General features: G+C 64.1%; 25 protein-coding genes. 9 read left to right on the top strand and 16 right to left on the bottom strand.

Annotated features, from left to right (window positions below; translation table 11 throughout):
- Nucleotides 1–201: 201 nt before the first annotated feature.
- Both ACFQX9_RS18945 and ACFQX9_RS18940 read left to right on the top strand, forming a co-directional pair.
- The gene (locus ACFQX9_RS18945) at nt 202–606 is read left to right on the top strand and encodes a DUF2946 family protein (protein WP_018454959.1); all 405 of its coding nucleotides are present in this window, start codon (nt 202–204) and stop codon (nt 604–606) included.
- A gap of 147 nt (nt 607–753) precedes the next feature.
- Complete coding sequence (locus ACFQX9_RS18940) at nt 754–3114, top strand: TonB-dependent receptor (RefSeq protein ID WP_018454960.1); 2361 nt, start codon at nt 754–756, stop codon at nt 3112–3114.
- Nucleotides 3115–3136: 22 nt separating this feature from the next.
- Here the strand turns inward: ACFQX9_RS18940 and ACFQX9_RS18935 are convergent, their stop codons facing one another.
- The 5 genes from ACFQX9_RS18935 to ACFQX9_RS18915 all read right to left on the bottom strand — a co-directional run bounded on the left by ACFQX9_RS18935 (nt 3137) and on the right by ACFQX9_RS18915 (nt 7148).
- Nucleotides 3137–4294 (bottom strand): hypothetical protein, encoded by a 1158-nt coding sequence (locus ACFQX9_RS18935; RefSeq protein ID WP_240543335.1) that lies wholly within the window; start codon nt 4292–4294, stop codon nt 3137–3139.
- Nucleotides 4295–4324: 30 nt separating this feature from the next.
- Nucleotides 4325–5026, bottom strand: a complete 702-nt coding sequence (locus ACFQX9_RS18930) for a methyltransferase domain-containing protein (RefSeq protein ID WP_018454962.1) — start codon at nt 5024–5026, stop codon at nt 4325–4327.
- Nucleotides 5027–5063: 37 nt separating this feature from the next.
- The gene (locus ACFQX9_RS18925; RefSeq protein ID WP_018454963.1) at nt 5064–5579 is read right to left on the bottom strand and encodes a GNAT family N-acetyltransferase; all 516 of its coding nucleotides are present in this window, start codon (nt 5577–5579) and stop codon (nt 5064–5066) included.
- A 67-nt stretch (nt 5580–5646) separates the two neighbouring features.
- Complete coding sequence (locus ACFQX9_RS18920; protein ID WP_026232850.1) at nt 5647–6594, bottom strand: glycosyltransferase family 2 protein; 948 nt, start codon at nt 6592–6594, stop codon at nt 5647–5649.
- A gap of 62 nt (nt 6595–6656) precedes the next feature.
- Nucleotides 6657–7148, bottom strand: coding sequence for an NUDIX domain-containing protein (locus ACFQX9_RS18915; protein ID WP_018454965.1), 492 nt, complete (start codon nt 7146–7148; stop codon nt 6657–6659).
- A gap of 80 nt (nt 7149–7228) precedes the next feature.
- Between ACFQX9_RS18915 and ACFQX9_RS18910 the strand changes: the two genes are divergently transcribed.
- A complete protein-coding gene (locus ACFQX9_RS18910) occupies nt 7229–8110 on the top strand; it encodes a metallophosphoesterase family protein (RefSeq protein WP_377790049.1) in 882 nt (293 codons plus the stop codon).
- A 39-nt stretch (nt 8111–8149) separates the two neighbouring features.
- Here ACFQX9_RS18910 and ACFQX9_RS18905 read toward each other — a convergent pair whose 3' ends face one another.
- From ACFQX9_RS18905 to ACFQX9_RS18895, 3 genes are all read right to left on the bottom strand, one after another.
- A complete protein-coding gene (locus ACFQX9_RS18905; RefSeq protein WP_018454967.1) occupies nt 8150–8704 on the bottom strand; it encodes a hypothetical protein in 555 nt (184 codons plus the stop codon).
- 199 nt (nt 8705–8903) lie between these two features.
- Nucleotides 8904–9110, bottom strand: coding sequence for a hypothetical protein (locus tag ACFQX9_RS18900; RefSeq protein ID WP_007595122.1), 207 nt, complete (start codon nt 9108–9110; stop codon nt 8904–8906).
- A gap of 29 nt (nt 9111–9139) precedes the next feature.
- Nucleotides 9140–10771 (bottom strand): isocitrate lyase, encoded by a 1632-nt coding sequence (locus ACFQX9_RS18895; RefSeq protein WP_018454968.1) that lies wholly within the window; start codon nt 10769–10771, stop codon nt 9140–9142.
- 222 nt (nt 10772–10993) lie between these two features.
- Here ACFQX9_RS18895 and ACFQX9_RS18890 point away from each other — a divergent pair, with 222 nt between their 5' ends.
- Nucleotides 10994–12439: a short-chain fatty acyl-CoA regulator family protein gene (locus tag ACFQX9_RS18890; protein WP_018454969.1), complete on the top strand. Its 1446-nt coding sequence runs from the start codon at nt 10994–10996 to the stop codon at nt 12437–12439.
- A gap of 138 nt (nt 12440–12577) precedes the next feature.
- Here ACFQX9_RS18890 and ACFQX9_RS18885 read toward each other — a convergent pair whose 3' ends face one another.
- Nucleotides 12578–12871, bottom strand: a complete 294-nt coding sequence (locus ACFQX9_RS18885; protein ID WP_007607017.1) for an antibiotic biosynthesis monooxygenase — start codon at nt 12869–12871, stop codon at nt 12578–12580.
- A 229-nt stretch (nt 12872–13100) separates the two neighbouring features.
- Here ACFQX9_RS18885 and ACFQX9_RS18880 point away from each other — a divergent pair, with 229 nt between their 5' ends.
- Together ACFQX9_RS18880 and ACFQX9_RS18875 are read left to right on the top strand one after the other, a co-directional pair.
- Nucleotides 13101–13907 (top strand): hypothetical protein, encoded by an 807-nt coding sequence (locus tag ACFQX9_RS18880; RefSeq protein ID WP_377790046.1) that lies wholly within the window; start codon nt 13101–13103, stop codon nt 13905–13907.
- 164 nt (nt 13908–14071) lie between these two features.
- Nucleotides 14072–14413: a hypothetical protein gene (locus ACFQX9_RS18875; RefSeq protein ID WP_018454971.1), complete on the top strand. Its 342-nt coding sequence runs from the start codon at nt 14072–14074 to the stop codon at nt 14411–14413.
- Nucleotides 14414–14607: 194 nt separating this feature from the next.
- On the opposite strand, the gene ACFQX9_RS18870 is transcribed toward ACFQX9_RS18875, so the two are convergent.
- Together ACFQX9_RS18870 and htpX are read right to left on the bottom strand one after the other, a co-directional pair.
- Nucleotides 14608–15243 (bottom strand): tetratricopeptide repeat protein, encoded by a 636-nt coding sequence (locus tag ACFQX9_RS18870; protein ID WP_377790044.1) that lies wholly within the window; start codon nt 15241–15243, stop codon nt 14608–14610.
- A gap of 134 nt (nt 15244–15377) precedes the next feature.
- On the bottom strand, nt 15378–16310 hold the full coding sequence (gene htpX, locus ACFQX9_RS18865; RefSeq protein WP_377790042.1) for a zinc metalloprotease HtpX: 933 nt from the start codon (nt 16308–16310) through the stop codon (nt 15378–15380).
- 186 nt (nt 16311–16496) lie between these two features.
- On the opposite strand from htpX, the gene ACFQX9_RS18860 reads away from it, so the two are divergent.
- The 3 genes from ACFQX9_RS18860 to ACFQX9_RS18850 all read left to right on the top strand — a co-directional run bounded on the left by ACFQX9_RS18860 (nt 16497) and on the right by ACFQX9_RS18850 (nt 19842).
- Nucleotides 16497–17798: a lytic murein transglycosylase gene (locus tag ACFQX9_RS18860; protein ID WP_377790040.1), complete on the top strand. Its 1302-nt coding sequence runs from the start codon at nt 16497–16499 to the stop codon at nt 17796–17798.
- Nucleotides 17799–18054: 256 nt separating this feature from the next.
- On the top strand, nt 18055–18558 hold the full coding sequence (locus ACFQX9_RS18855; RefSeq protein ID WP_018454975.1) for a DUF1993 family protein: 504 nt from the start codon (nt 18055–18057) through the stop codon (nt 18556–18558).
- A 183-nt stretch (nt 18559–18741) separates the two neighbouring features.
- A complete protein-coding gene (locus tag ACFQX9_RS18850) occupies nt 18742–19842 on the top strand; it encodes an alkene reductase (RefSeq protein ID WP_085361306.1) in 1101 nt (366 codons plus the stop codon).
- A 202-nt stretch (nt 19843–20044) separates the two neighbouring features.
- Here ACFQX9_RS18850 and ACFQX9_RS18845 read toward each other — a convergent pair whose 3' ends face one another.
- From ACFQX9_RS18845 to ACFQX9_RS18825, 5 genes are all read right to left on the bottom strand, one after another.
- Nucleotides 20045–21787, bottom strand: a complete 1743-nt coding sequence (locus ACFQX9_RS18845; protein ID WP_039799251.1) for an ABC transporter substrate-binding protein — start codon at nt 21785–21787, stop codon at nt 20045–20047.
- A 127-nt stretch (nt 21788–21914) separates the two neighbouring features.
- The gene (locus tag ACFQX9_RS18840) at nt 21915–22244 is read right to left on the bottom strand and encodes a DUF2160 domain-containing protein (protein ID WP_377790038.1); all 330 of its coding nucleotides are present in this window, start codon (nt 22242–22244) and stop codon (nt 21915–21917) included.
- Nucleotides 22245–22254: 10 nt separating this feature from the next.
- Entirely contained in the window at nt 22255–23061 is an 807-nt protein-coding gene (locus tag ACFQX9_RS18835) for a carbohydrate ABC transporter permease (protein WP_018454979.1), read from the bottom strand.
- Nucleotides 23061–23963: a carbohydrate ABC transporter permease gene (locus tag ACFQX9_RS18830; RefSeq protein WP_085384914.1), complete on the bottom strand. Its 903-nt coding sequence runs from the start codon at nt 23961–23963 to the stop codon at nt 23061–23063. The genes ACFQX9_RS18835 and ACFQX9_RS18830 overlap by 1 nt, the downstream gene beginning before the upstream one ends.
- Nucleotides 23963–25048 (bottom strand): ABC transporter ATP-binding protein, encoded by a 1086-nt coding sequence (locus tag ACFQX9_RS18825; RefSeq protein WP_247391643.1) that lies wholly within the window; start codon nt 25046–25048, stop codon nt 23963–23965. The genes ACFQX9_RS18830 and ACFQX9_RS18825 overlap by 1 nt, the downstream gene beginning before the upstream one ends.
- Nucleotides 25049–25060: the final 12 nt, after the last annotated feature.

Here is a 25060-nt window from a genome sequence, read left to right as displayed (position 1 = left end):
ACTGAGTCCAATCGCCGTCCGCGTAAGCCGTTTGACAGGTCCTCAGCCTAGGCTTTCAGTTGCCTGCACGACACGGCAAGGAGCCGGCCCGCTCGGGTCGGCTCGACAGCGGTTGACATCCGCTGACGGATTGCGCGATGTTACATTATAACATCGCGGGATCAGGGGATGATACCTCGCGATGTGGGGTGGCGTTTCCAGATGAAGTGGTTCCGGTCGAATATCAGGCACGGCGCCCGGCTCGCGATCTTCGCGATGCTGGTGCAGTTCGCGCTGACGTTCGGCCACAGCCATTGGTTCGCCCAGGCGGCTCCCCTCGCCCAGTCCTCGCTGCAGCAGACCGACGGCGCCCAAGCTCCCGCTTCGATCGACCGTTCCGCGGTCGAGAGGCAATCGCCATTGGCTCCCGACAGGGAGCAACCGGGCGAGGACAATTGCGCGATCTGCGCATTGGTCGCGATGGCGGGCACCGTCTTGTTCGCGGCGCCGCCTGTGTTGCTGCTGCCGCAGGCGATCGACCTGCTCTACCGCACCACCGACGCCGAATTCGTCCACCTGAAATCGGCCGGTACGGCATTCCAGCCCCGCGCCCCTCCCGCGTCCTGACTTCCACAACGCTTGATCACGCCCGGGCTCGCCGCTTTCAGGCGCATTCCCGGGAGCAGCTGAAGTCGAATTCCGTCGCGCAGCGACGGCAGGCCGCCTCCGATCAGCAGACGAACATGCGGACGGCGCCTGACTGGAATCAGGACCATGTCATTCAAATTGCGGCGCGCGCAGCGCCTTGGCGGAGCAAGCCTGCTCCTGCTCGGCGCCGCCACCTCGGCGCTGGCCGAGGATAAGTCATCGACCGAGATCCCCGCCGTCACCGTGACGGCTCCGAGCCCCATCGTGCGCAGGGCGGTGGTGCCGACCCGCAACCCCGGTCGTCCCACCCGAACCGCGCGGGCACGCAGCCACCAACGCGCTGCGGACGCCACGCCGGCAACCTCCACGCCGGCCGCACCTCAGCAGGGCGTGCTGCCCATCGTGACCAACCAGTTCGCGACGGTCACGGTGGTGCCGAACGAAGAGATCCGCCGCGAGGGCGGCGGCCAGCTCGGCGACCTCCTGTTCTCGAAACCCGGCATCACCGGATCGAGCTTCGCGCCCGGCGCCTCCAGCCGGCCGATCATCCGGGGACTTGACGTCAACCGCGTCGGCATCGTCGAGAACGGCACCAATGCCGGCGGCGCCTCCGATCTCGGCGAGGATCACTTCGTTCCAATCGATCCGCTCGCGACCAACCAGGTCGAGGTGGTACGCGGGCCGGCTGCGCTGCGCTATGGCTCGACCTCGATCGGCGGCGTCGTCAGCGCCACCAACAACCGGATTCCGGATGCGCTGCCGAACTGCGGTGCCCAGCCGTTCCAGAGCTTCGGCCTGCCGGTCAAGGCGCCGCTCGCAGCGGCCGCGACTTCGCCTTGCGTCAGCGCCGAGACGCGCAGCGCGTTCAGTTCGGTCGACCGCGGCGTCGAAAGCGGCGTGCTGCTCGACACCGGCGGCGGCAATTTTGCCTTCCATGCCGACGTCTACGGCCGCAACACCACCGACTATAGCATCCCGAGCTACCCGTACCTGAATGACCAGACCCGGTCCGTCGCCAACGGACGCCAGCCCAACTCGGCGACGCGCTCGGACGGCGCCTCGATCGGCGGCTCCTACTTCTTCCAGGGCGGCTATATCGGTGCGGCGATCACGCAGAACGACGCGCTCTACCACATCCCCGGCGTCGACGGCGCCGACCACAACACGCGCATCGACGGCCATCAGACCAAGATCAACGTCAAGGGCGAGTACCATCCCGACGCTACGGCCATCGATGTCGTTCGCTTCTGGGCCGGCGCGACCGACTACCGACACAACGAGATCGGGCTTGCCGATCCCGCCGATCCCAACACCGACGGCGTGCGGCAAACCTTCACCAACAAGGAGCAGGAGATCCGCACCGAGGTGCAGCTGATGCCGTTCAACGCGCGCTTCGCCGAGGTAACGACGGCGCTGGGCTTCCAGGTCGGCCATCAGGAATTGAGCGCGCCGAGCCCGGACAATCCGGGCACGCTGTTTAACGGCCTGTGGGACCCGAACAACAGCACGCGCGTTGCGGGCTATGCTTTCAACGAGTTCAAGTTCACGGAAGCGACGCGGGCGCAGATCGCCGGCCGCATCGAGCATGTCGAGCTGCACGGCACGACGCCGGATTTTCCCGCGGACTTCCTGCCCGACGGCACGCCACAGGCGGGTATCGGTCGCAATCCGTCCTTCACGCCGAAGAGCGGCAGCATCGGCCTGTTGCAGGACCTGCCGGGCGGCCTGGTCGGCAGCATCACCGCGCAATACGTCGAGCGCGCGCCGAAGGCGGCGGAGCTGTTCTCGCGCGGCGCACATGATGCGACCGCGACCTTCGACATCGGCAACCCCAACCTCACCATCGAGACCGCGAAATCCGTGGAGGTCGGCCTGCGCAAGGCAACGGGGCCGTTCCGCTTCGAGGCGACGGTCTACTACACGCATTTCAACAACTTCATCTATCGCCGTCTCACCGGCGTGATGTGCGACGACGACTTTGCCTCGTGCGGCACGCCCGGCGCCGAGGTGAACCAGGCGGTCTATTCGCAGCGGGACGCGAACTTCCGCGGCGGCGAATTCCAGTCGCAGCTCGACGTCGGTGCATTCCAGGGCGGCATCTGGGGCATCGAGAACCAGTTCGACGTGGTCCGGGCCACCTTCACCGACGGCACCAATGTGCCGCGCATTCCGCCGGTGAGACTGGGCGGCGGCGTGTTCTGGCGCGACGACAACTGGCTGATGCGCGTTAATCTGTTGCACGCCTTCGCTCAGAACAACGTCGCGGTGATCGCGGAGACGCCGACGCCGGGCTACAATCTCTTGAAGGCCGAGGTGAGCTACAAGACCAAGCTCAACCCGAATGCATTCGGCGCGCGCGAGATGCTGCTCGGCCTCGTCGGCAACAATCTGTTGAACGAAAACATCCGCAACTCGGTGTCCTACACCAAGGACGAGGTGTTGATGCCCGGCATCGGGGTACGGGCGTTCGCGAACTTCAAGTTCTGAAAGCGCGATTGCTAGCCGGACTTCATCGTGCTGTGGCTGAGGCGGCCGCTTCGGGGGCCCCCTCTGATGCCTCCTGAAACAGCACGGCAAACAGCAGGGTCCACAATGTCAGGAGAGAAATAGGGATCGTGTAGTACGGCGTCGCGATCGGATAGGTGAAGAAGAAGGCGAGGTTGAGCGCCAGATTGGCGATCGTGAGCAGCGCGACGCGGCGAATGCCGTTCGCCTGCCGCAACAGCCAGATCGAGCCTGCGATTCCGATGACGATCAGCAAGGTCTGGAGCGGATCGGCCAGATAGTCCCGGACCACCGCGAACGAAAAATCCAGTGGCCTGACATCGGGATTGTTGCCGTAGGTCGATGCGAACGGACTGCCGGCGTTGACGGCGTAAGAGACGATGGTCGGGATCACGCCGGCCAGCAACGCGACGCCGAACACAAGCCCCTGCAAGAACCGGGACATCGTCCGCTTCGCAAGAAACGCGACGAGGAGAAAGAGACCATAGCCCGACGCCAGGAAAAGGTTGGCCAATCGAAAGTCGACGGTCAATCCGAGCAGGAAACCGATTGGCGCCAGCAGCCAGATATTCGGTTGAGATCGCGGGCCCGCCAGCCATCGCGCCGTGAGACATCCTACGAGCGCGCACACGACGACCGTCGGGGCCATCGAATAGCTCGCCTTGACCGGATTGACCATCAGGTAGATCGCAAGACAGCCGAACGTCCCGGCCATCAGGACCAACCTCATGCTGCGCGCGAGAGAAAGCGCAAACAGCGCAAAGCCCAGGACGACAATGGTCGCCAGCATGTACATGGGCGCGACCTGGTGCCCTGGCGGAAACAACGCCAACACGAGGCCGACGCCCGGCGGGTATTGAATGACGACCTTCCCCGTGGCCGGCATCAGATTGTGACATGGCGCCGCGGTCGTATCGTTCCAGTCGGGGTAGCCGATCTCCTTCAGCTTTGCTTTCTGATAGCCATCGTCGTCGCGGGTGAGGCTGGTGTCGAATCCCTCCACCAGCCCGAATCTCTGGAACAGATGCGCCTGCCGCAGGTAGCAGATGTCGTCATAGACGCCGCGCGCCTCGTTCCATCGCATCATGGTCCAGAAATGGCCGACCAGCACCGCGAGAAACAACACGACGAAGAAGGCTTTGCTGGTGTGGATCTTCTTCATCGGGATCATGCTGGGGCGGGAGGCGCTGCTTCAGCGGAATGCAAGATAGAGATTGGACGATAGCGGGCCGAGCGACAAACCGGTGTAGCCCACAGCCGCGGACATGGGGTTGGACGACTTGGCACTCGCAGACTCGGCAACCAGCGCGGCGAGCCCCAGCAGCCGTTTTCGCGTCATCAGGATCAGGTTCTGCTCGTCGGTCCATTCCGACTTGCCGGCGATCATGCAGGCGATCCTGAAGGTGCCGTCCAGATAGTGCGCCAGCGGGATGGCCGTGTGGTGCTCAACCGGAAAGAACCTGTTGGGCACCGTGATGAAGACCCGCCGCGCGACGCGGCCAAGCTCCTCGACCAGGAGCACCTGGTTTTCATGGCTGCCGGCATGCTCGAGCACGGCATTGGACGTCGCGACGTCGAACGCATTGTCGTCAAACGGCAGCCGTGTATTCGGTTCGATCTGCACGTAACGGCAAAGCGGAAAAGCCGCCTTGAACCCGATACCTTCGCCGAGCCCGCAAGCCGTGATCTTGTGCTGATGCGGGTAGCTTCGCTCCAGCACGTTGGCGCCGTCGTTGATCACGTCGGACACGCCGACATCCAGGATCTCGTCCGCCGAGGACGGCTGCATCTGGGCGATGAAATCCTGGTAGATGCGGTCGCGCGCCGCGATCAGCAGCTTTTCCGCCGTGCTCCCGGACGCCACTTCCCGGTAATATTGCTGATCGACCGGCACTGCCCTACCTTCATGTGAGCTTCGAAGCGAGGGCGCGTCAGGTTCGCGTCTTGCTCCAGTCGGGACCGACCGGCCCCGATACGCCTTCGAACGCGCCCTCGACCAACTCGATGACGAGGAGCCGGCTGTAATCGACCGGGCCCGGCATGGTGACGCGTCCCTTGGGGACTTGCTTGAAGCCGACGCGGCTGTAATAGGGTTCGTCGCCGACCAGCAGCACCAGGCGATGGCCCTGCGCCTTGGCATCCTTCAGCGCGCGCTCGAGCAGCAGCCGGCCGACGCCGCGGCTGCGGAACGGAGGCTCGACCGTCAGGGGCCCGAGCAGCAACGCCGGCGTGTCGCCGACGCAAATCGGCAATTGCCGGACGGATCCGACCAGCAACGTACCGACGCGGGCGGTGAAGGATAGATCGAGCACATGGTCCACGTGCTCGCGGATGCGGTACGCGCTGAGCACGAAGCGGCCCGGTCCGAAGGTGCGTTCGTGCAGCCGCTCGATCGCCTGAGCATCGCCGACGGCTTCCGACCGGATGGTGAGGGAAAGATCGTTCATCGCGTCGGCGGGATATCACCTTGGAGGGCAGCGGTCCATACGATTGCGCCCGGCCCCCGGGGCAATTTCAGCTCCGCCCGAGCGGTGGTTGGGACAGGTAGGCGAGCATCTTCATTTCCCGCCGCCCGCGCGTCACGGTGTCGAGCACGAGCCCCGACGAAGCCGAAAGCAGCGCCATGATCATCAGACCCATGGAAAGCACGGCGGTCGGCAGGCGCGGTACCAGGCCGGTTTCGAGGAAGGTGATCACCACGGGCAATCCGAAAGCGATCGACAGCAGCGCGAAGACGATGCCGATCGCCGAAAAGAAGCGCAGCGGCCGCTCCAACCGGTTGAGCTTCAGCATCGTGTTGAAGATGCGCAACCCATCCTGCCAAGTATTGAGCTTGGAGAAGGAGCCTTCCGGGCGCGCATAATAGGGCGTCCCGACCTCGGCGACCGGCAGCGACAATTCCAGCGCATAGACCGCGAACTCGGTCTCGATCTCGAAACCGCCGGACAGGACGGGAAAGGATTTGACGAAGCGGCGGGAGAACACGCGGTAACCGGACAAGATGTCCTTGAAGGTGTGGCCGAAAGTCGATGCCAGGAAACCGGTGAACAGCCGATTGCCGATGCGATGACCGCGCCGGTAGGCCGCTTGCGATTGATCGACACGCAGGCCGACAACCATATCCAGATGCTCGTCGAGGAGCTGGTCGATCATGCGCGACGCGCTCGGCGCGTCGTAGGTCGCATCGCCATCGACGAGCACGTAGATGTCGGCTTCGATGTCTGCGAACATGCGGCGAACGACGTGGCCTTTGCCCTGGCGCCGTTCGCTGCGCACGATCGCTCCCGCCTCGCGCGCGACCGCCGCGGTACGGTCGGTCGAATTGTTGTCGTACACGTAGACCTCGGCCGCAGGCAGGGCCTTGCGGAAATCGGCGACGACCGTCGCGACGGCGGCTTCCTCATTGTAGCAGGGCACCAGCACGGCGACCCGAAATGGCCATGACGTCGTCGATTCAGACAATCTTCATCCCTCGTCCATGCGCCGACACTGCAGGCGCGGCGATCTACTAGCACGGGCAGCCATCATCGCCACGTCGCAATCCGCGGCCTGCCGTCCAGCACTTCGGCGATCCGCAGCCGCGTGCCCGGCGTGGTCCCTTCGGGCAGCGCAGTGACCGCGAAGAATCCGCACTCCGCGATCTCGCGGTTGGGCGCGGGCAGGCGATCCTGCTTGAACTGCCTGACGACGTAGACCGCGACATGGTCGCGGCGGGAGACGTGGCTGTTGAGGAAGATGCCGTGCAGCACGGCGTCGCCGGTGAGATCGATATCCCCCTCCTCCTTGAGCTCGCGGCGCATCGCGTGCTCCATGGTCTCGCCGAGATCGACGCCGCCGCCGGGCAGATACCAGCCCGTGACGTAGCTGTGCCTGACCAGGAACACCCTGGTGTCGGCATCCACCACCACGGCGCGGACGCCGAGCGTCATCCCGCGGACCAGCAGGAAATAGGCGTGGAAGATTCGCCGCAGCAGCGGCTCGAATTTCCGTCGGACGCTGTTCAGACGTTCCCCCATCGGGCTCCCTTGATGCCCCGCTTGCACCTAGCCTGCGACCTTGCCATTACAGCGGACGAATAGCGAGGCAATCGCCCCCCATGGCTCCCTTCACGCTCGCCCATCTGTCCGACCCGCATCTGCCGCCGCTGCCGAAGCCGCGGCTGATCGAGCTCGCCGGCAAGCGCGCGTTCGGCTATGTCAACTGGACGCGCAACCGTCACAAATACCAGCGCCGCGAGGTGCTCGACGCCCTTGTCGCCGACGTGAAGGCGCAAGGTCCCGACCACATCGCGGTCACAGGCGATCTCGTCAATCTGGCGCTGGAGGCGGAGTTCGCGCCGGCGCGCGCCTGGCTCGACGGCGTCGGTCCGCCCGACCGCGTCACCACGATTCCCGGCAATCACGACGCTTATGTCCGCGCTACCTTTCATCGCTTCGGCGAAACCTTCGCGCCCTATCTTGCGGGCGACGATGGCCGTATCGGCTTTCCGAGCCTGCGCCGGCGCGGGCCGCTCGCACTGATCAGCCTGTCCACGGCGGTGCCCACCTTGCCGTTGATGGCGACAGGCGCGCTCGGACGCGAACAGCTCGCGGCGCTCGAAGAGGTGCTCGAGCGGCTCGCAACCGAGGACGTCTTTCGCGTGCTGCTGGTGCATCATCCCCTGAAGTCCGGCGCGCGCCACAAGCGCATGACTGACTCCGCCGGGCTGCTGACGCTTTTGAAACGCCACGGCGTCGAGTTGATCCTGCATGGACACGACCACATTCATTCGACGATGTGGTTCGAGGGACCCAACGGCAATATTCCGGCCCTCGGCGTGCCGTCGGCCTCCGCGCTCGCGCACGGCCGCACCCCGGCTGCGGCCTACAATCTGTTCACGATCGAGAAGGACAAGGCCGGCTGGCGTTGCGAGCAGACGGTGCGGAGCCTGGGGGTTGGACTTCAGATCGGACAGATCAAGCATGTGAGATTGATTTGAGGCCGCCCGTCATTGCTCGCAATGACGACGGCGAACGTCTCACCAGCTCCGCAGCGCCGCGAGCACGGCAACACCGAACAGCGCGGCGGCGCCGAGCACAAATCCGAACACGAACGGCCACACGCGCGAGCGGCGCCGCGGCGGCGCTAGCTCGGGCTTCGGCTCGGGCGGGACCACCATCGCATGCTCGCGTTCGATCATGCGGCGGGCGACATAATCAGTCACGGCCTCGACGATGACAGCGGTGTCGTGCGATTCGGCGAGCACGATGCGGCCGAAGCGGGTGTCCTGCACGAAGCGGTACATTCGCTTGTCACGCCCCATCAAGATATGCGCGACGACGTCGATCCAGAGCCTGGGCGTGTCGCCCTGGCTGATGCCACGGTCGAACAGGTCGATCTGATCGGGCACCTGCGCGAACAGGGGATCGAGCGAATCGTTGAGGATCTCGAGCCGCGCCACCTCGGCATCGCGCAAATCGACGACGACGCCGGTCCGGTCGGCGGCCTCGATCCGCGCGCGCAACAGCGCATCGCGCAGCCGCACCGGGCGCGGCTGGCTGGGATGGATCCCGCTGGTCTCGGGCTCTGACATTGGCGGCCTCGTCCTCACTTGGCGGGATTAACCTATCAGCAACCAAAGTGTCCGCAAAGGGCCTACAATTCCAGTGACTTACGACGCCCACAAATCTTTCACCTGTGCCAAAAACAGACGGTCCCACCCGGCTTGCGCCGGATGGGACCCTCCGTCCTTGGACGTCTTCTTATTCAGATTGGCATGCAAGTTCAGATTGTCACGCCGAGACCCGCGACGGCTCTTCCACGATCGAGAAGCGGACGCCCGCCTTGTGGCGGTTCTCTTCCGAGACCGAGCGCCAGGCGTCCTCGGCCTCCTTGCGGGTCTTGAACGGACCCTGCACCTGGGCCGAACCTTCCACGAGCTTGTGGAAGTTCATCGAACCGAACTCGCCGCCGATCACCCAGAAATTGCTGTTGGTCATTGTCGTCTCCTGTCGATTAGCGTGATGCGTTAGCCGAACTGGTTCATCGTGTTGTGGGCACCGCCCGCCTTCAGGGCAGCCTCGCCGGCGAAGTATTCCTTGTGGTCGTCGCCGATGTCGGAGCCGGCCATGTTCTGATGCTTGGCGCAGGCGATACCCTGACGGATCTCGGCGCGCTGGACGTTCTTGACATAGCCGAGCATTCCCTGGTCGCCGAAATATTCCTTCGCCAGATTGTCCGTCGATAGCGCCGCCGTGTGATAGGTCGGCAACGTGATCAGGTGGTGGAAGATGCCGGCACGCTTGGCCGAATCCGCCTGGAAGGTACGGATGCGCTCGTCGGCTTCCTTCCCCAGCGGCGTATCGTCGTATTCCGGCTTCATCAGCTCGGCACGATTGTACTTGCTGACGTCCTTCCCGGCTTCCTTCATGGCGTCGTAGACCTGCCAACGGAAGTTGAGGGTCCAGTTGAACGAGGGCGAGTTGTTGTAGGCCAGCTTCGCGTTCGGAACCACCTTGCGGATCCGGTCGACCATCTTGGCGATCTGCTCGATATGCGGCTTCTCGGTTTCGATCCAGAGCAGGTCGGCGCCGTTCTGCAGCGAGGTGATGCAATCCAGCACGCAGCGGTCTTCGCCGGTGCCCGGGCGGAACTGATAGAGATTGGAGGGCAGGCGCTTCGGACGCATCATCTTGCCGTTACGGTTGATGATGACGTCGCCGTTGCGGGCGTTCTCCGCGGTCACTTCCTCGCAATCCAGGAAGCTGTTGTACTGGTCGCCGAGGTCGCCGGGCTTGTGGCTGACCGCGATCTGCTGGGTCAGGCCGGCACCGAGCGAGTCGGTGCGGGTCACGACGATGCCGTCTTCAACGCCGAGTTCGAGGAAGGCGTGACGGCAGGCCCGGATCTTGGCCAGGAACACCTCGTGCGGCACGGTGACCTTGCCGTCCTGGTGGCCGCACTGCTTTTCGTCCGAGACCTGGTTCTCGATCTGGAGCGCGCAGGCACCCGCCTCGATCATCTTCTTGGCGAGCAGATAGGTGGCCTCCGCATTGCCGAAGCCGGCGTCGATGTCGGCGATGACGGGCACGACATGGGTCTGGAAGTTATCGATCTTCTCGATCAGCTCCTTCTCTCTGGTCTTGTCGCCTTCCTTGCGGGCCTTATCGAGGTTGCGGAAGATATCGTTCAGCTCGCGCGAATCGGCCTGACGCAGGAAGGTGTAGAGCTCTTCGATCAGCGCCGGCACCGAGGTCTTCTCGTGCATCGACTGGTCCGGCAGCGGGCCGAACTCGGAGCGCAGCGCCGCGATCATCCAGCCGGACAGGTACAGATAGGTGCGATCGGTCTTGCCAAAGTGCTTCTTGACCGAGATCAGCTTCTGCTGGGCGATGAAGCCGTGCCAGCAGCCCAACGACTGCGTGTACTTGGTGGGGTCGCCGTCGTAGGCGGCCATGTCGGCCCGCATCAGCGCCGCGGTGTAGCGAGCGACGTCGAGGCCGGTCTTGAAGCGATTCTGCAGGCGCATGCGGGCGACGGCCTCGGCCGACACCCCGTTCCAGGTCGGCTGGGTCTCAAGGAGCGACCGGGCCGCCTCGACCTCACTCTGATACGAGGCAGGGGCCTGGAAGGTGCTGATGCCGCGGGGCTGGTAATTCATGTGCCTGATCCTTTCACGACGATGGCACCGCCATCGACATTCTTGACAATGCATTGCGAGATGCGTGTCAGAAGCTAAACGCGAGAAAGCCTAGCTCGTATAGTAGTCTTGTATTTGAATGGTGATGTCATGTAACATAGGTGATTGTAATAAATGTCACTTTGTAAAACTTGTAAAGAATATAGGTCAGTAAGACTGCCTTACGACTTTGGAGACCTGAGAATGCCCGCCGGATCCGGTAAGAAGCTCTTCGTCGGCCCGCGCTTCCGGCGGATCCGGCAGCAATTGGGGCTGTCGCAGACTCAGATCGCCGAGGGGCTCGGGATCTCGCCGAGCTATGTCAACTTGATCGAGCGCAACCAGCGTCCGGTGACTGCGCAGATCCTGCTACGGCTGGCCGAAACCTACGACCTCGACCTGCGCGACCTCGCGACCGCCGACGAGGACCGCTTCTTCGCCGAACTCAACGAGATCTTCTCCGACCCGCTGTTCCGCCAGATCGACGTTCCCAAGCAGGAACTGCGCGATCTGGCCGAGCTTTGCCCCGGCGTCACCCATGCGCTGCAACGGCTCTATGCCGCCTATACCGAGGCCCGCCAGGGCGAGACGCTGGCCGCGGCGCAAATGGCCGACCGCGACGTCGGCACCCGCTATGAGGCCAATCCGGTCGAGCGCGTCCGCGAGCTGATCGAGGCCAACCGCAACTACTTTCCGGAACTCGAGCAGGCCGCGGAGACTCTGCGCGACGGACTGAACGTGCCGGCCGAAGAGCTTTATGCGGCACTGGCGGCACGGCTGCGCGAAAAGCATTCGATCCAGACCCGCATCATGCCGGTGGACGTGATGCGCGAGACGCTGAGGCGCTTCGACCGCCATCGGCGCCAGCTCCTGATCTCCGAACTGGTCGACCCGCCCGGCCGCGCGTTCCAGCTCGCCTTTCAGCTCGGCCTCGTTGAATGCGCGCAGCATCTGGAGACCATCATCGGCCGCGCCGGCGCGCTCGACGACACACCGCGCCGCCTATTCCGGATCACGCTCGGCAACTACTTTGCGGCCGCGGTGATGATGCCCTACCCGGCCTTCCTGGCCGCGGCAGAAGCGTTGAACTACGACATCCATCTGCTGGCGCAGCGCTTCAATTCCGGCTTCGAGCAGGTCTGCCATCGGCTCACCACCCTGCAGCGGCCGAACGCGCGCGGCATCCCGTTCTTCCTCTTGCGCGTCGACAATGCAGGCAATGTCTCGAAGCGATTTTCGTCGGGCACGTTCCCGTTCTCGAAATTCGGCGGCACGTGTCCGTTGTGGAACGTGCACTCGACCTTCGACACGCCTGACCGCCTGCTGAAGCAGGTGATCGAGCTGCCGGACGGTACGCGCTATTTCTCGATCGCGCAGATGGTGCGCCGCCCCGTCGCGCCGCACCCGCTGCCACAGCCGCGCTTCGCCATTGGCCTCGGCTGCGAGATCCGTCACGCCGCGCGCCTCGTCTACGCTGCCGGCATCGATCTGGAGAAAACGGAGGGCACGCCGATCGGCGTCAACTGCCGTCTCTGCGAGCGCGAAAACTGCGCCCAGCGCGCCGAGCCGCCGATCACGCGCACCCTGATCCTGGACGAGACGACGCGGCGGGTGTCGAGCTTTGCATTCTCGAATGCGAGGGAGCTGTAAAGCACACCGCTGTCATGCCCCGCGAAGGCGGGGCATCCAGTACGCCGCGGCTTATCGGTTCAATCCCTGCCGTCTCGGAGTACTGGACGCCCGGTCAAGCCGGGCGATGACAGTTGAATGTGCGGCTGCACCCAATCCCTACGCCAGCGTATGCACGATCACCGGCCCGGCGGCGGCGCGGGCGTCGCCTGCAAGCAGCGCGCCCAGATCCTTCTCGATCCAGGCGATCGCACGCCTGTTCGCCTCCTCCGCCTGCTCGAATTTGTCGAAGATCGAAATCGCCGTGACCGTGTCGTCACCGGCATAGACGACGTAATAGGCGCGGAAGCCGTCGACGTCGCTGATGATCGGAACGGCGCCTTCCTTGATACGGCGCGCCAGCTCTTCGGCGCTCCCGCTTTTTGCCTTGGCCTGACGGATGGCGGCATACATGGCATCCTCGCTTCCGGCTATCTGGTTTGAGGGCTTGGTGCCCGGACCGCATGCTACGCCGAAGCACGCGGGCAATCCACGCTTGGTTAACTCGGCGCTAATTCAGTTCCGCGATCCGCAACGATCGATTAAGCACGCCTCAACATCGCTGCCTTAGTCTCGCCCCACTCACTTTTCGCAAACAACGGCGGCTTATTCTGCCGCGTGAAGTGACATCAGGGGGTTCATCATGCGCATTGCGTTGCTGCTGACCGCGACCATTGTCGGCGCGCTCTTTGCCAATCCATCCCATGCCGGACCGCTGGATGCGTCCTCCGGCGCAGCGCAGGCGTTACCGCCGGGCTTCCAGAGCTACCGCGGCTACATGTTCGACCTGTCGGAGAATTCCGACCGCAAGGATGTCGACAAGCTCACCGACAATGTGAAGAGCCAGATCGACGTGGTCGAGGCTGCCGGCCTCTCGCCGCGCGTGCTGCGCTTCTTCCGCACCGTCCCGATCATCGCCAGCGAGCTGGCCTGCCTCGACGAAGGCGCCGCGACCGCGTGCTACGGCCGGGTCACGCCTGACATCCAGCGCACCGCTCCCCGCACGCTGACGGTCTGGGACCCCAACAAGCAGCGCTGGAGCAATCCGAACGCCGTCGACCTCGCGGTCGATTCCGGCCTCGGCGTGATCATGCTGCGGCCGGATATGATCCGTTACGAAAAGGAAGCGGTGCTGCTGCACGAGCTCCTGCACGCCTACCATGCGCGGCTGTTGCCGGACGGCTACGCCAACAAAGGCGTGATCGGCTATTACGCCTACGCCAAGTCCAAGGATCTCCTGCCCAAGGAATCCTATGCGCTGAAGAATCACATGGAATTCTTTGCGGTGACCGCCAGCATCTTCCTGGCCGGGAAGAGCGAATTCCACGACCCGAAGTCGCGCGAGGCGCTCAAGGAGAAGTTGCCGGACTATTACAAGTATCTGGTGGGGGTGTTCGGCTTCGACCCCGATCCGGCAGCTGCGAGCGGCCCGGTCGCCTCGCTGAAGTAAGACAGACAGCGCAAAACCAAGGCAGAGAGCCGCGCGCACAGCGCGGCTTTTTTGTTTTGGTCACCGGAAGCTGCGGATGACGCGCGGCCGGGAATTGCCAAGGTGGGGCCCGATCTGCATAGTCCCGCCCGCATCGATACCGTTTTCGAAGAGGATAGAACAACATGGCGGACGCCGACCTGGATGTCGTGATCCGGCAACTGGCCAGACAGCTGCATACGGGCCTGATGACCCGCGCCAAGGAGCGCCGGGATCGATTCAACGGCCTTGCGGCCAAGGCCAAGGGCAAGGAGACCGGCGACCGCTTCAAGATGATGGCCAAGGCCACCATGGAGCAGGCCGTTGCCGCCGCCAAGCGCCTGCAGATGTCCGCCGACAACGTCGCCGACAGCTACGCGCGGTCGATGCGGATCGCCGCCAGCACACCGGTCGCGGTGAAGGTGGAGAAGAAGGCGCCCAAGGAAAAGCCGGTGAAGAAGGCGAAGAAGGCCAAAACCAAGAAGTAGGAGCGCACTTTCTTCCTTCTCCCCTTGTGGGAGAAGGTGGCGTGAAGCGCCGGACGAGGGGTTGTTTCCGCGAATTCAACTGCAGCAGACTCACGCGCGGAGAGATACCCCTCACCCGTCTCGCCGCTTCGCGGCGAGCCACCCTCTCCCACAAGGGGAGAGGGTTGCAGCGGCGCACGCAGCTCTAGATATCTCTACCGCCCTGGCGGCCGAGTCGGCTCGGCGCTCGCGAGTTCAGCGAGTTTTGCGCGTGCCGCGTCGCGGGTGCGGGCATCCTTGCCGGCGGGCAGCGCCAGCGCGGCTTCGAAATCGGCGCGCGCTTCATTCGCCTGGCCACGCGCCAGGAAGGCGAGGCCGCGATCGAGCCGAGGCTGCGCATCGGAGGGGTCGAGGCGGACCGCGGTGTTGTAGCTCAGGATCGCGCGATCGAGATCGCCGGCGGCCGCGAGCGCGAGACCGCGCTGGTGATAGGGCGCGGCGTGCCTGGGATCATGCGCGATCGCCTCGTCGTAATCCTCGATGGCAAGTTCGAGGTCGCCGTTCTGCCGGCGCGCCAGCGCCCGATCGCGATAGAGCGAGGCACGGTTGGGATTGAGATGGATGGCCTCGTCGAAATCCGCGATCGCCCGCCGCCAGTCGCCGTGGCGCAACGCGATCCGTCCGCGCCCCTCATAGGCGAACGCGATCAGCGAGCCGCGCAGCGGCGAGAAGCCGATCACCGCCGAACAGATGTCGGGCTCGTCCTCGTCTCCGCAATTGACGACGGTGTGCGTGGACAGGCCAATCAGCACGCCCACGACGATCAACAATGGTACTGCAGCTTTGGTCATCTTCGACGGTGGCAGGCAGAGGGCCGGCCACGCATCCCCTTTCGCAGGAACTGTCACGGCAGGGTGTTAACACCGGCCGGGACCGTCCTGTGTGCGACAGGTCACAAAGCGTGCAAATTAGAGCCGCTGCTGCGTCAGCCCCAAGGCCCGCGCGAGGAGGAGCGGCCCCACGGGCTCCGCGGCGGATAGTTCTCATTGGCGCCGACCGACGGCGACGCCTGCGCACCGAGCTCGGCTGCGAGCTCCTGAAGCGCCGCGATGCGATTCTGCGTCGAGGGATGGGTGGCAAACAGATTGTCCACGCCGTGGCCCGACAGCGGGTTGATGATGAACATGTGCGCGGTGGCGGGATTTCGTTCCGCCTCGGCGTTCGGGACCTGATGCGCCGCGCCTTCGATCTTCACCAGCGCCGATGCCAGCCACATCGGCTGACCGGCGATGCGTGCGCCGAGATTGTCCGCGGCGTATTCGCGGGTGCGGCTGATCGCCATCTGCACCAGCATGGCGCCGATCGGGGCGAGGATCATCATCAGGATCGAGCCGACGATGCCCGGGCCGTTGTTGTCGCGGTTGCCGCCGAAGAACATGCCGAACTGCGCCAGCATCGAGATCGCACCGGCAATGGTCGCGGTCACAGTCATCAGTAGCGTGTCGTGGTGCTTGATATGAGCGAGCTCGTGCGCGATCACGCCCGCAAGCTCCTCGCGGCTGAGCTGGTGCATCAACCCGGTGGTGACCGCAACCGCGGCATTCTCGGGATTGCGACCGGTCGCAAACGCGTTGGGCTGCGGCTCGTCCATCAGGAACACGCGCGGCGTCGGCAAGCCGGCGCGGGCCGCTAGCTCGGCCACGAGCCCGACCAGCTCCGGTGCGCTGCTGCGGTCGACCTCATGGGCGCCATACATGGACAGCACCATCCGGTCGGAGTTCCAGTAGGTGAAGAGATTGGTCGCCGCGGCAATGACGAGCGCAATCATGGCGCCGCCGGCACCGCCGATCAGATAGCCGACGCCCATGAACAGGGCGGTGAGGCCTGCGAGCAGCATTGCGGTACGAAGATAATTCATGGCCGTCTCCCGAGGCCGGCCGTAGCCGCTGGAGGCGTTGCGGGCCGGCGAGCATGAGGTAGGGATGACCCCGGCCCGCCCGCAAGGTTTCAAGGTGCGTCGCGGAGCCGCGGCACTGGTTTGAGGTCAATCGTTCCATTAAGCTTGGCCGAGAATCCAAGCGTCTCCTCCCCTTGCGGAAACCTCATGCTCCAGACCCGATTTGCGATCGCGGCCGCCGCCCTGCTCACGCTCGCCCTTCCCGCCTCTGCCCAGTTCGCGCCGCCGCCGGCAAAGCCCGCGGCTCCCAGGGCCACTGGGCCCTCGCCGCGCGCGGCGTCGTGCCATAACGGGGCGAACTTCGATCGCTTCCTGGTCGACGTGAAACAGCAGGCCGTTGCCGCCGGCGTGTCGCAGCGGACGATCGCGGCGGCCTCGCCTTACCTCGTCTACGACCAGGGCATCGTCAATCGCGACCGCGGCCAGCGCGTGTTCGGCCAGCTCTTCACCGAATTTGCCGGCCGCATGGCCGCGCCCTATCGCATGCAGAACGCCCAGCAACATATCAAGCAACATGCGGCCGCGTTCGCGCGCGCGGAAAAGGAATACGGTGTGCCGCCGGCAGTGATCGCCGCGTTCTGGGGACTGGAGAGCGATTTCGGCGTCAACATGGGTAATCTGCCGACACTGAAATCGCTGGTGTCGCTGGCCTATGATTGCCGCCGCTCGGAGATGTTCGTGAACGAGACCATCGCCGCGCTGAAGATCATCGACCGGGGCGACCTGCATCCGGACGAGATGGTCGGCTCCTGGGCCGGCGAGCTCGGTCAGACCCAGTTCCTGCCCGTGCATTACGTCAACTATGCCGTCGACTATGACGGCGACGGCCGACGCGATCTCCTCCGCAGCGAGGACGACGTGATCGGCTCGACCGCGAACTACATCGCCAACGGCTTGAAGTGGCGGCGCGGCGAGCCGTGGCTGGAGGAGATCAAGGTGCCGCAGAACCTGCCGTGGGATCAGACCGACCTCACGGTGCAGCTGCCGCGCTCAAAATGGGCGCAGCTCGGGGTTACCTATCCCGACGGCCGGCCGCTGCCGAACGACAATCTCGCGGCCTCCGTGCTGCTGCCGATGGGACGCTTCGGTCCGGCCTTCATGGCATACCCGAATTTCGCGGCCTACACCGAGTGGAATAACTCGCTGATCTATTCGACCACCGCGGGCTATCTCGCCACCCGCATCGCGGGCGCGGCTCCGATGCGAAAGCCGTCCACACCGGTCGCGCAGCTGCCATTCAACGAGCTCAAGCAATTGCAGCAGCTTCTGGTCCAGGCTGGCTTCAATGTCGGCAAGGTCGACGGCGTGCTGGGCCAGCAAAGCCGCGCCGCGGTGAAGGCGATGCAGATCAAATACGGTCTGCCGGCCGATTCCTGGCCTACGGCCGAACTGCTCGCTCGCATGCGTGGGGGCACGGCACAGGCGCAGCCAGTGGGGACGATCCGGTAAGCACCAGGATCGCTGTCATGCCCCGCGAAAGCGGGGCATCCAGTACGCTGCGGCCTTCAATCACAGCTGCTCGGAGTACTGGATCGCCCGGTCAACCGGGCGATGACACGAGGGTATGACGCCGATAGCACCACAGCCCGCTCGGTAGAATTTTCGCACTGCACAAGCCCCTCCGGCGATTGTATTTTTCCATGACGTTCCCATGTGAGTAGCTCAGGTTTCTCCTGAGATTTCCCACTTTTGAAGCGAGCATCACATGTCCTTCCACGACGCCGTCGTTCCCGCCTATTTGCAAATGTTGAACAGCCTGATCGGCCTGCTCACGAAAGCCGAAGCGCATTGTGCGGCCAAGAAGGTCGACCCCAGCGTCCTGCTGGGCTCCCGCCTGTTTCCGGACATGCTGCCGCTCTCGAAGCAGATCCAGCTGGTCAGCGATTTCGCAGCCAAAGGTTGCGCCCGGCTGACCCATAGCGACGTGCCCTCCACACCGGACACCGAGACCAGCTTTGCGGAGTTGAAGCAGCGCCTGGCGAAGACCATCGACTACGTGAAATCGTTCAAGCCCGAGCAGTTCGAGGGCGCCGACACCAAGGACGTCACCTTCCCGGCCGGCCCCGACAAGTCCATCACCATGAAGGGCCAGCAATTCCTGAGCGCGTTCTCGCTGCCGAACTTCTATTTCCACGCCGCAACCGCCCACGGCCTTCTGCGCCACGCCGGCGTCGAGATCGGCAAGCGCGATTTCCTCGGCGCGAACTGAAAGGCGATTATTCAGACGGCCGCGGCGGGAGATCGAATCTGCTGCTGCGGCTGAAATTGCACATGCTCTATGCTGCGCGGCTCGGCTGCGCATCTCGCCTGCAGTTTCTGTATGGCTCCTCCCTTGCGCTGATTGCCGCAATGCACAAGTGTTCCGGATCTCTCACCGCCTGGAAGCATTCTCATGAGCCGTTCGACCAAATTGTTTGAGACCTACAAGCTCGGCCCGATCACGCTGGCGAACCGTTTCGTGATGGCGCCGCTGACGCGCAACCGCGCCGTTCCCGGCACCTTCGTACCGGGCGCGCTCGCCGCTGACTATTACGCCCAGCGTGCCTCGGCGGGGCTTCTGATTACCGAAGCGAGCCAGGTCTCACAGCAGGGCCAAGGCTACCAGGACACCCCCGGCATCTACTCAAAGGACCAGGTCGCCGGCTGGCGCAAGGTCACCGATCAGGTGCATCAGCGCGGCGGCAAAGTCTTCATCCAGCTCTGGCATGTCGGCCGCATCTCGCATGTGGACCTTCAGGCCAATGGCGCAGCGCCGGTGGCGCCGAGCGCGATCCGCGCCAAGGGCAAGACCTTCGTCAACGGCACTTTCGCCGATGTCTCCGAGCCCCGTGCGCTCGAACTCTCCGAAATTCCAGGGATCATCGACGATTTCAGGCGCGCCACGAAGAATGCGCTCGAAGCCGGCTTCGATGGCGTCGAGATCCACGGCGCCAACGGCTATCTGCTCGAACAATTCGCCAAGGACGGCACCAACAAGCGTACCGACGCCTATGGCGGCTCCATTGAAAACCGCGCGCGGCTGATGCTGGAAATCTCCAGGGCCGTTGTAGCGGAGGCTGGCGCCGATCGCACCGGCATCCGCATCTCGCCGGTGACGCCGGCCAACGACATCTCGGATTCGAACCCGCAGGCCCTCTACGACCATATCGTCGACGGCCTCGCCGCGCTGAAGCTCGTCTATCTCCACGTCGTCGAAGGCGCCACCGGCGGTCCGCGCGACATCGCGCCGTTCGACTATGCGGGCCTGCGCAAGCGCTTCCCCGGCGCCTACATCGCCAACAACGGCTATGATTTCGAGCTCGCTGCCAAGGTGCTCGAGGCGAACGCGGCCGATCTCATCGCCTTCGGCAAGCCGTTCATCTCCAATCCCGATCTGGTCGAGCGGCTGAAGCAGGGCGCGGCGCTGAACGACTGGGACAAGAACACGTTCTACGGCGGCGGCGCGAAGGGATACACGGATTACCCGACGCTGGCCGCTGAACCCGCGGAATAGCCTCTTCTCCACGCATGCGCTGTCATGCCCCGCGAAGGCGGGGCATCCAGTAATCTGTGGCTTCCGGGTTCGACCACGCCCGTCTCTGGAATACTGGATCGTCCGCCTTCGCGGACGATGACACCGAGAATGTTGAAAGTGTGTGCCACAAAGAAAAAAGGCCGGGATTGCTCCCGGCCTTTCGTCGTTATGCTGATGTGCCTTACTGCAGCGAAGCGCGCTTCGGGGGCTGTGCCGGCCACGACTTGATCAGAGTGTCGTAGTCGACCGTCTCACCCTTCGGCTTCTCGTTGGCGAGCTTGCGCTGCGGGGCAATCGTGCCGTCCTTCTGGGCCTTGGCGAACCAGAACTCGGCCGACTCCTTCTTGTGCAGCTTCGGACCGCAGGCGCCCTGCACGCCCGACTTCTCCAGACGCTCCATGACGGAGTCCTGGGCCGCGGCAAGCGAGTCCATCGCGGCCTGCGGCGTCTTGGCACCGGACGACGCATCGCCGATGTTCTGCCACCACAGCTGCGCCAGCTTCGGATAGTCGGGCACGTTGTTGCCGGTCGGGGTCCACTGCACGCGCGCGGGCGAGCGGTAGAACTCGATCAGGCCGCCGAGCTTCGGCGCACGCTCGGTGAACGACTTGTCCCAGATGTCGGATTCACGGATGAACGTGAGACCGACATGGCTCTTCTTCAGCGACACCGTCTTGGAGACGATGAACTGGAGATAGAGCCAGGCCGCCTTGCGGCGATCCGGGGGAGTCGATTTCAGCAGCGTCGCCGAACCCGCATCCTGGTAGCCGAGCTTCATGCCTTCCTTCCAGTACGAACCGTGCGGCGACGGAGCCATACGCCACTTCGGCGTACCGTCCGCGTTCATCACGGCGATGCCCGGCTTCACCATGTCGGCGGTGAAGGCGGTGTACCAGAACATCTGCTGGGCGATGTTGCCCTGCGCCGGCACCGGACCCGACTCGGAGAAGGTCATGCCCTGGGCCTGCGGCGGAGCATACTTCTTCATCCACTCGAGGTACTTGGTGATCGAGTAGACCGCGGCCGGACCGTTGGTGTCGCCGCCACGCTCGACCGAGGAGCCGACCGGACGGCAGCCTTCCATGCGGATGCCCCATTCGTCGACCGGCAGACCGTTCGGGATGCCCTTGTCGCCGTTACCGGCCATCGACAGCCAGGCGTCGGTGAAACGCCAGCCGAGCGACGGGTCCTTCTTGCCATAGTCCATATGGCCATAGACCTTGACGCCGTTGATCTCCTTGATGTCGTTGGTGAAGAACTCGGCGATGTCTTCGTAGGCTGACCAGTTCACGGGCACGCCAAGCTCGTAGCCATACTTGGCCTTGAACTTGGCCTTGTAGTCGGCGTTGGTGAACCAGTCGTAGCGGAACCAGTAAAGGTTCGCGAACTGCTGGTCGGGCAGCTGATAGAGCTTGCCGTCCGGCGCCGTGCCGAACGACTTGCCGATGAAGTCGTTGACGTCGAGCATGGGGTCGGTGACGTCCTTGCCCTCGCCGGTCATATAGTCCGACAGCGCGATGGTCTGGCCGTAGCGGAAGTGGGTGCCGATCAGATCGGAATCGTTGATCCAGCCGTCGTACACGTTCTTGCCGGACTGCATCTGGGTCTGCAGCTTCTCGACGACGTCACCTTCCTGGATGATGTCGTGCTTGAGCTTGATGCCGGTGAGCTCGGAGAACGCCTTGGCCAGCGTCTGCGACTCATATTCGTGGGTCGTGATGGTTTCGGAGACCACGTTGATCTCCATTCCCTTGAAGGGCTCGGCGGCCTTGGCGAACCACTCCAGCTCCTTCTTCTGGTCTTCCTTCGACAGCGTCGAGGGCTGGAATTCCGCGATCCACTTCTGGATCGCGGCGTCGTCGGCGGCGCGCACCGGCGCCGAGACGGCCAGCGACACCGCGACGATGGCGGCGACGCTGGACATCGTCAGAAAGCTATTCTTGGTCAATGGACGTTCCCTTCTCCTAAACTGCCGCATGTTATTCCTCCGTTGCAGCGACAAACTTTTTACAGGCCCGGGTTGGTCCCGGATCTGGCCGTTCCTTCGCGGGCTAGACCGTGCGGAAAATGAGTACGGCCGTGGCCAGCGAAATTCCTGATGCGATCCAAAGGCGCGAAATTTCAACTCCGTCCTCGCCGATCGGCAGCGTGGCGAGGGGGTCGGTGCCGGCGAAGGCGATCCACAGCAAGTGGATGACCGCCGCCGTGATCAGGGAGATGAACAGGCGGTCGCCGCGCGTGGTCGGGATGCGCAGCACGCCGACGCGCTCGGCTTCGGGATAAGCCGCCCCGAGCCAGGTCATCACAGCCAGCGTGCAGGCGAGCGCGACAAAAAAGATCGCCGTCGGCGGCGTCCAGGCCATCCATGCAATCCATTCCATTGATGCCTCCCTAGACCCGACCGAGCGCGAAACCGCTCGCGATATAATTGCGGACGAACCAGATCACGAGTGCGCCCGGGATGATCGTCAGCACGCCGGCTGCCGCCAGCAGGCCCCAGTCCATGCCCGCAGCCGACACCGTGCGCGTCATGATCGCCGCGATCGGCTTGGCCGAGACCGAGGTCAGCGTGCGCGCGAGCAGCAGCTCGACCCAGGAGAACATGAAGCAGAAGAAGGCGGCGACGCCGATGCCGCTCGCAATCAGCGGCACCAGGATCTTGATGAAGAAGCGCGGGAAGGAATAGCCGTCGAGGAAGGCGGTCTCGTCGATCTCGCGCGGCACGCCGGAGACGAAGCCTTCCAGGATCCACACCGCCAGCGGGACGTTGAAGATGCAGTGCGCGAGCGCGACCGCCCAGGGCGTATCGAACAGCCCGATCGCCGAATAGAGATTGAAGAACGGCAGGGCATAGACCGCGGCCGGCGCCATGCGGTTCGAGAGCAGCCAGAAGAACAGATGCTTGTCGCCGAGGAAACGGTAGCGCGAGAACGCGTAGGCCGCCGGCAGCGCCACCGAGATCGAGATGATGGTGTTGAGGACGACATATTCCAGCGAGTTGATATAGCCGGAATACCAGCTCTCATCGGTGAAGATGCGCTTGTAGTGCTGGAGCGTCGGCGCGTGCGGCCACAGCGTCATCGTCGAGACGATCTCGGCGTTGGTCTTGAAGCTCATGTTGACGAGCCAGTAGATCGGCAACAGCAGGAAGATCAAAAACAGCGCCATGATGAGGCGACGGCCGGGGATCGAATGCATCACGCGGCTCCTTCCTGCGGCTTCCGCTCGGCGCCGGCATTGGTCATGACGGTGTAGAAGATCCAGCAGACGATCAGGATGATGAGGTTGTAGACCAGCGACAGCGCGGCGGCCTTGCCGAGGTCGAACTGGCCGAGCGCGATCTTGACCAGCTCGATCGAGACGAAAGTCGTCGAATTGCCGGGCCCCCCACCAGTCACCACGAACGGTTCGGTGTAGATCATGAAACTGTCCATGAAGCGCAGCAGCACCGCGATCAGCAGCACGCGGTTCATCTTCGGCAGCTGGATCGCCTTGAACACGGCCCAACGCGAGGCGCCATCGATCTGCGCCGCCTGGTAATAAGCCTCCGGGATCGACTTAAGTCCGGCATAGCACAGCAGCGCGACCAGGCTGGTCCAGTGCCAGACGTCCATCACGATGACCGTGACCCAGGCGTCGATGTCGTTGGAGACGTAATTATAATCGATGCCGGTCGCATTGAGGACATAGCCGAGCAGGCCGATGTCGGGACGGCCAAAGATCTGCCAGATCGTGCCGACCACGTTCCACGGGATCAGCAGCGGCAACGCGAGGATGACGAGGCAGGCCGCAACCGTCCAGCCCTGGCGCGGCATCGACAGCGCGACGACGATGCCGAGCGGCACCTCGATCGCGAGGATCACCAGCGAGAAGAACAGATTGCGGCCGAGCGAAGCCAGGAAGCGGCCGCCGAGATCGGTCGAAGGATCGAGCAATTCCTTGAACCAGCCGACACCGTTCCAGAAGAACTGGTTGTTGCCGAAGGTGTCCTGCATCGAATAGTTCACCACCGTCATCAACGGCAGCACTGCCGAGAAGGCGACGACCAGGAACACCGGCAGCACCAGGAACCAGGCTTTTTGGTTGATAGTCTTGTCCATCAGGCGGCTCCCTCCACCAGAAGGCTGTCGGCATAGACGTGGACGTGCGACGGATCGAATTTCAGGCCGGCCGTGCCGTCCGGGCTGGTGAAGCCGGCCGGCGCGCGCGCCGCTAGCTTGGCGTCACCGAGCCGCGCGCGCGCGAAGCGGATCCGGCCGAGGTCGTCGACGCGTTCGATCTTCGCACTGAGCAGGCCGGGCGCCGGCGCCACGACCTCAACGAATTCCGGACGGACGCCGATCTCGATCTTCGCGCCAGCAGGCAGCTTGTCGTAGCTGCGGTTGAGCGCAATGACGTGACCGCCGATCTTGGCCTCACGGCCCCTCACCTCGGCCGGCAGGATGTTCATGCCGGGCGAGCCGATGAAATAGCCGACGAACGTGTGCGCCGGCTTGTCGAACAACTCGGCCGGCGTGCCGCTCTGCACCACGCGGCCGTCATGCATGACTACCACGGTGTCGGCGAAGGTCAGCGCCTCGGTCTGGTCGTGGGTGACGTAGATCATCGTCAGGTCGAGCTCGCGATGCAGCGCCTTCAACTTGGAGCGGAGCTGCCATTTCAGCTCGGGGTCGATCACGGTGAGCGGCTCGTCGAACAGCACGGCGGCAACGTCGGAGCGTACCAGGCCGCGGCCGAGCGAGATCTTCTGCTTGGCATCGGCCGTGAGCCGCGTCGCCTTGCGGTTCAGATAGGGCTCGAGGTCGAGCAAGCGGCCGATCTCGGCGACCCGCTTGTCGATCTCAGCCTTCGGCACGCCGCGGTTCTTCAGAGGGAACGCCAAATTTTGCCCCACCGTCATGGTGTCGTAGATCACCGGAAACTGGAACACCTGGGCGATGTTGCGCTTCTGGGTTGACAGCGGTGTGATGTCCTCGCCGTCGAACAGGATTTTCCCCCGCGACGGCGTGATGATGCCGGAGATGACGTTGAGCAGCGTGGTCTTGCCGCAGCCGGACGGCCCGAGCAGCGCATAGGCGCCGCCCTGCCGCCAGGTCATGGTGACAGGCTTGAGAGCAAAGCTGTCCTGCGGGGCATCATTGCCGCCGTAGGAGTGGGCGAGATCGACGAGGTCAATGCGGGCCATGTCGCATCCCCC

This window comes from Bradyrhizobium sp. GCM10028915 (assembly GCF_042666195.1).
In the GTDB taxonomy this organism is placed as follows: domain Bacteria; phylum Pseudomonadota; class Alphaproteobacteria; order Rhizobiales; family Xanthobacteraceae; genus Bradyrhizobium; species Bradyrhizobium canariense_D.
Note: the sequence above shows the minus strand (reverse complement) of the source record. Positions and strands in the feature narration are given on the sequence as shown.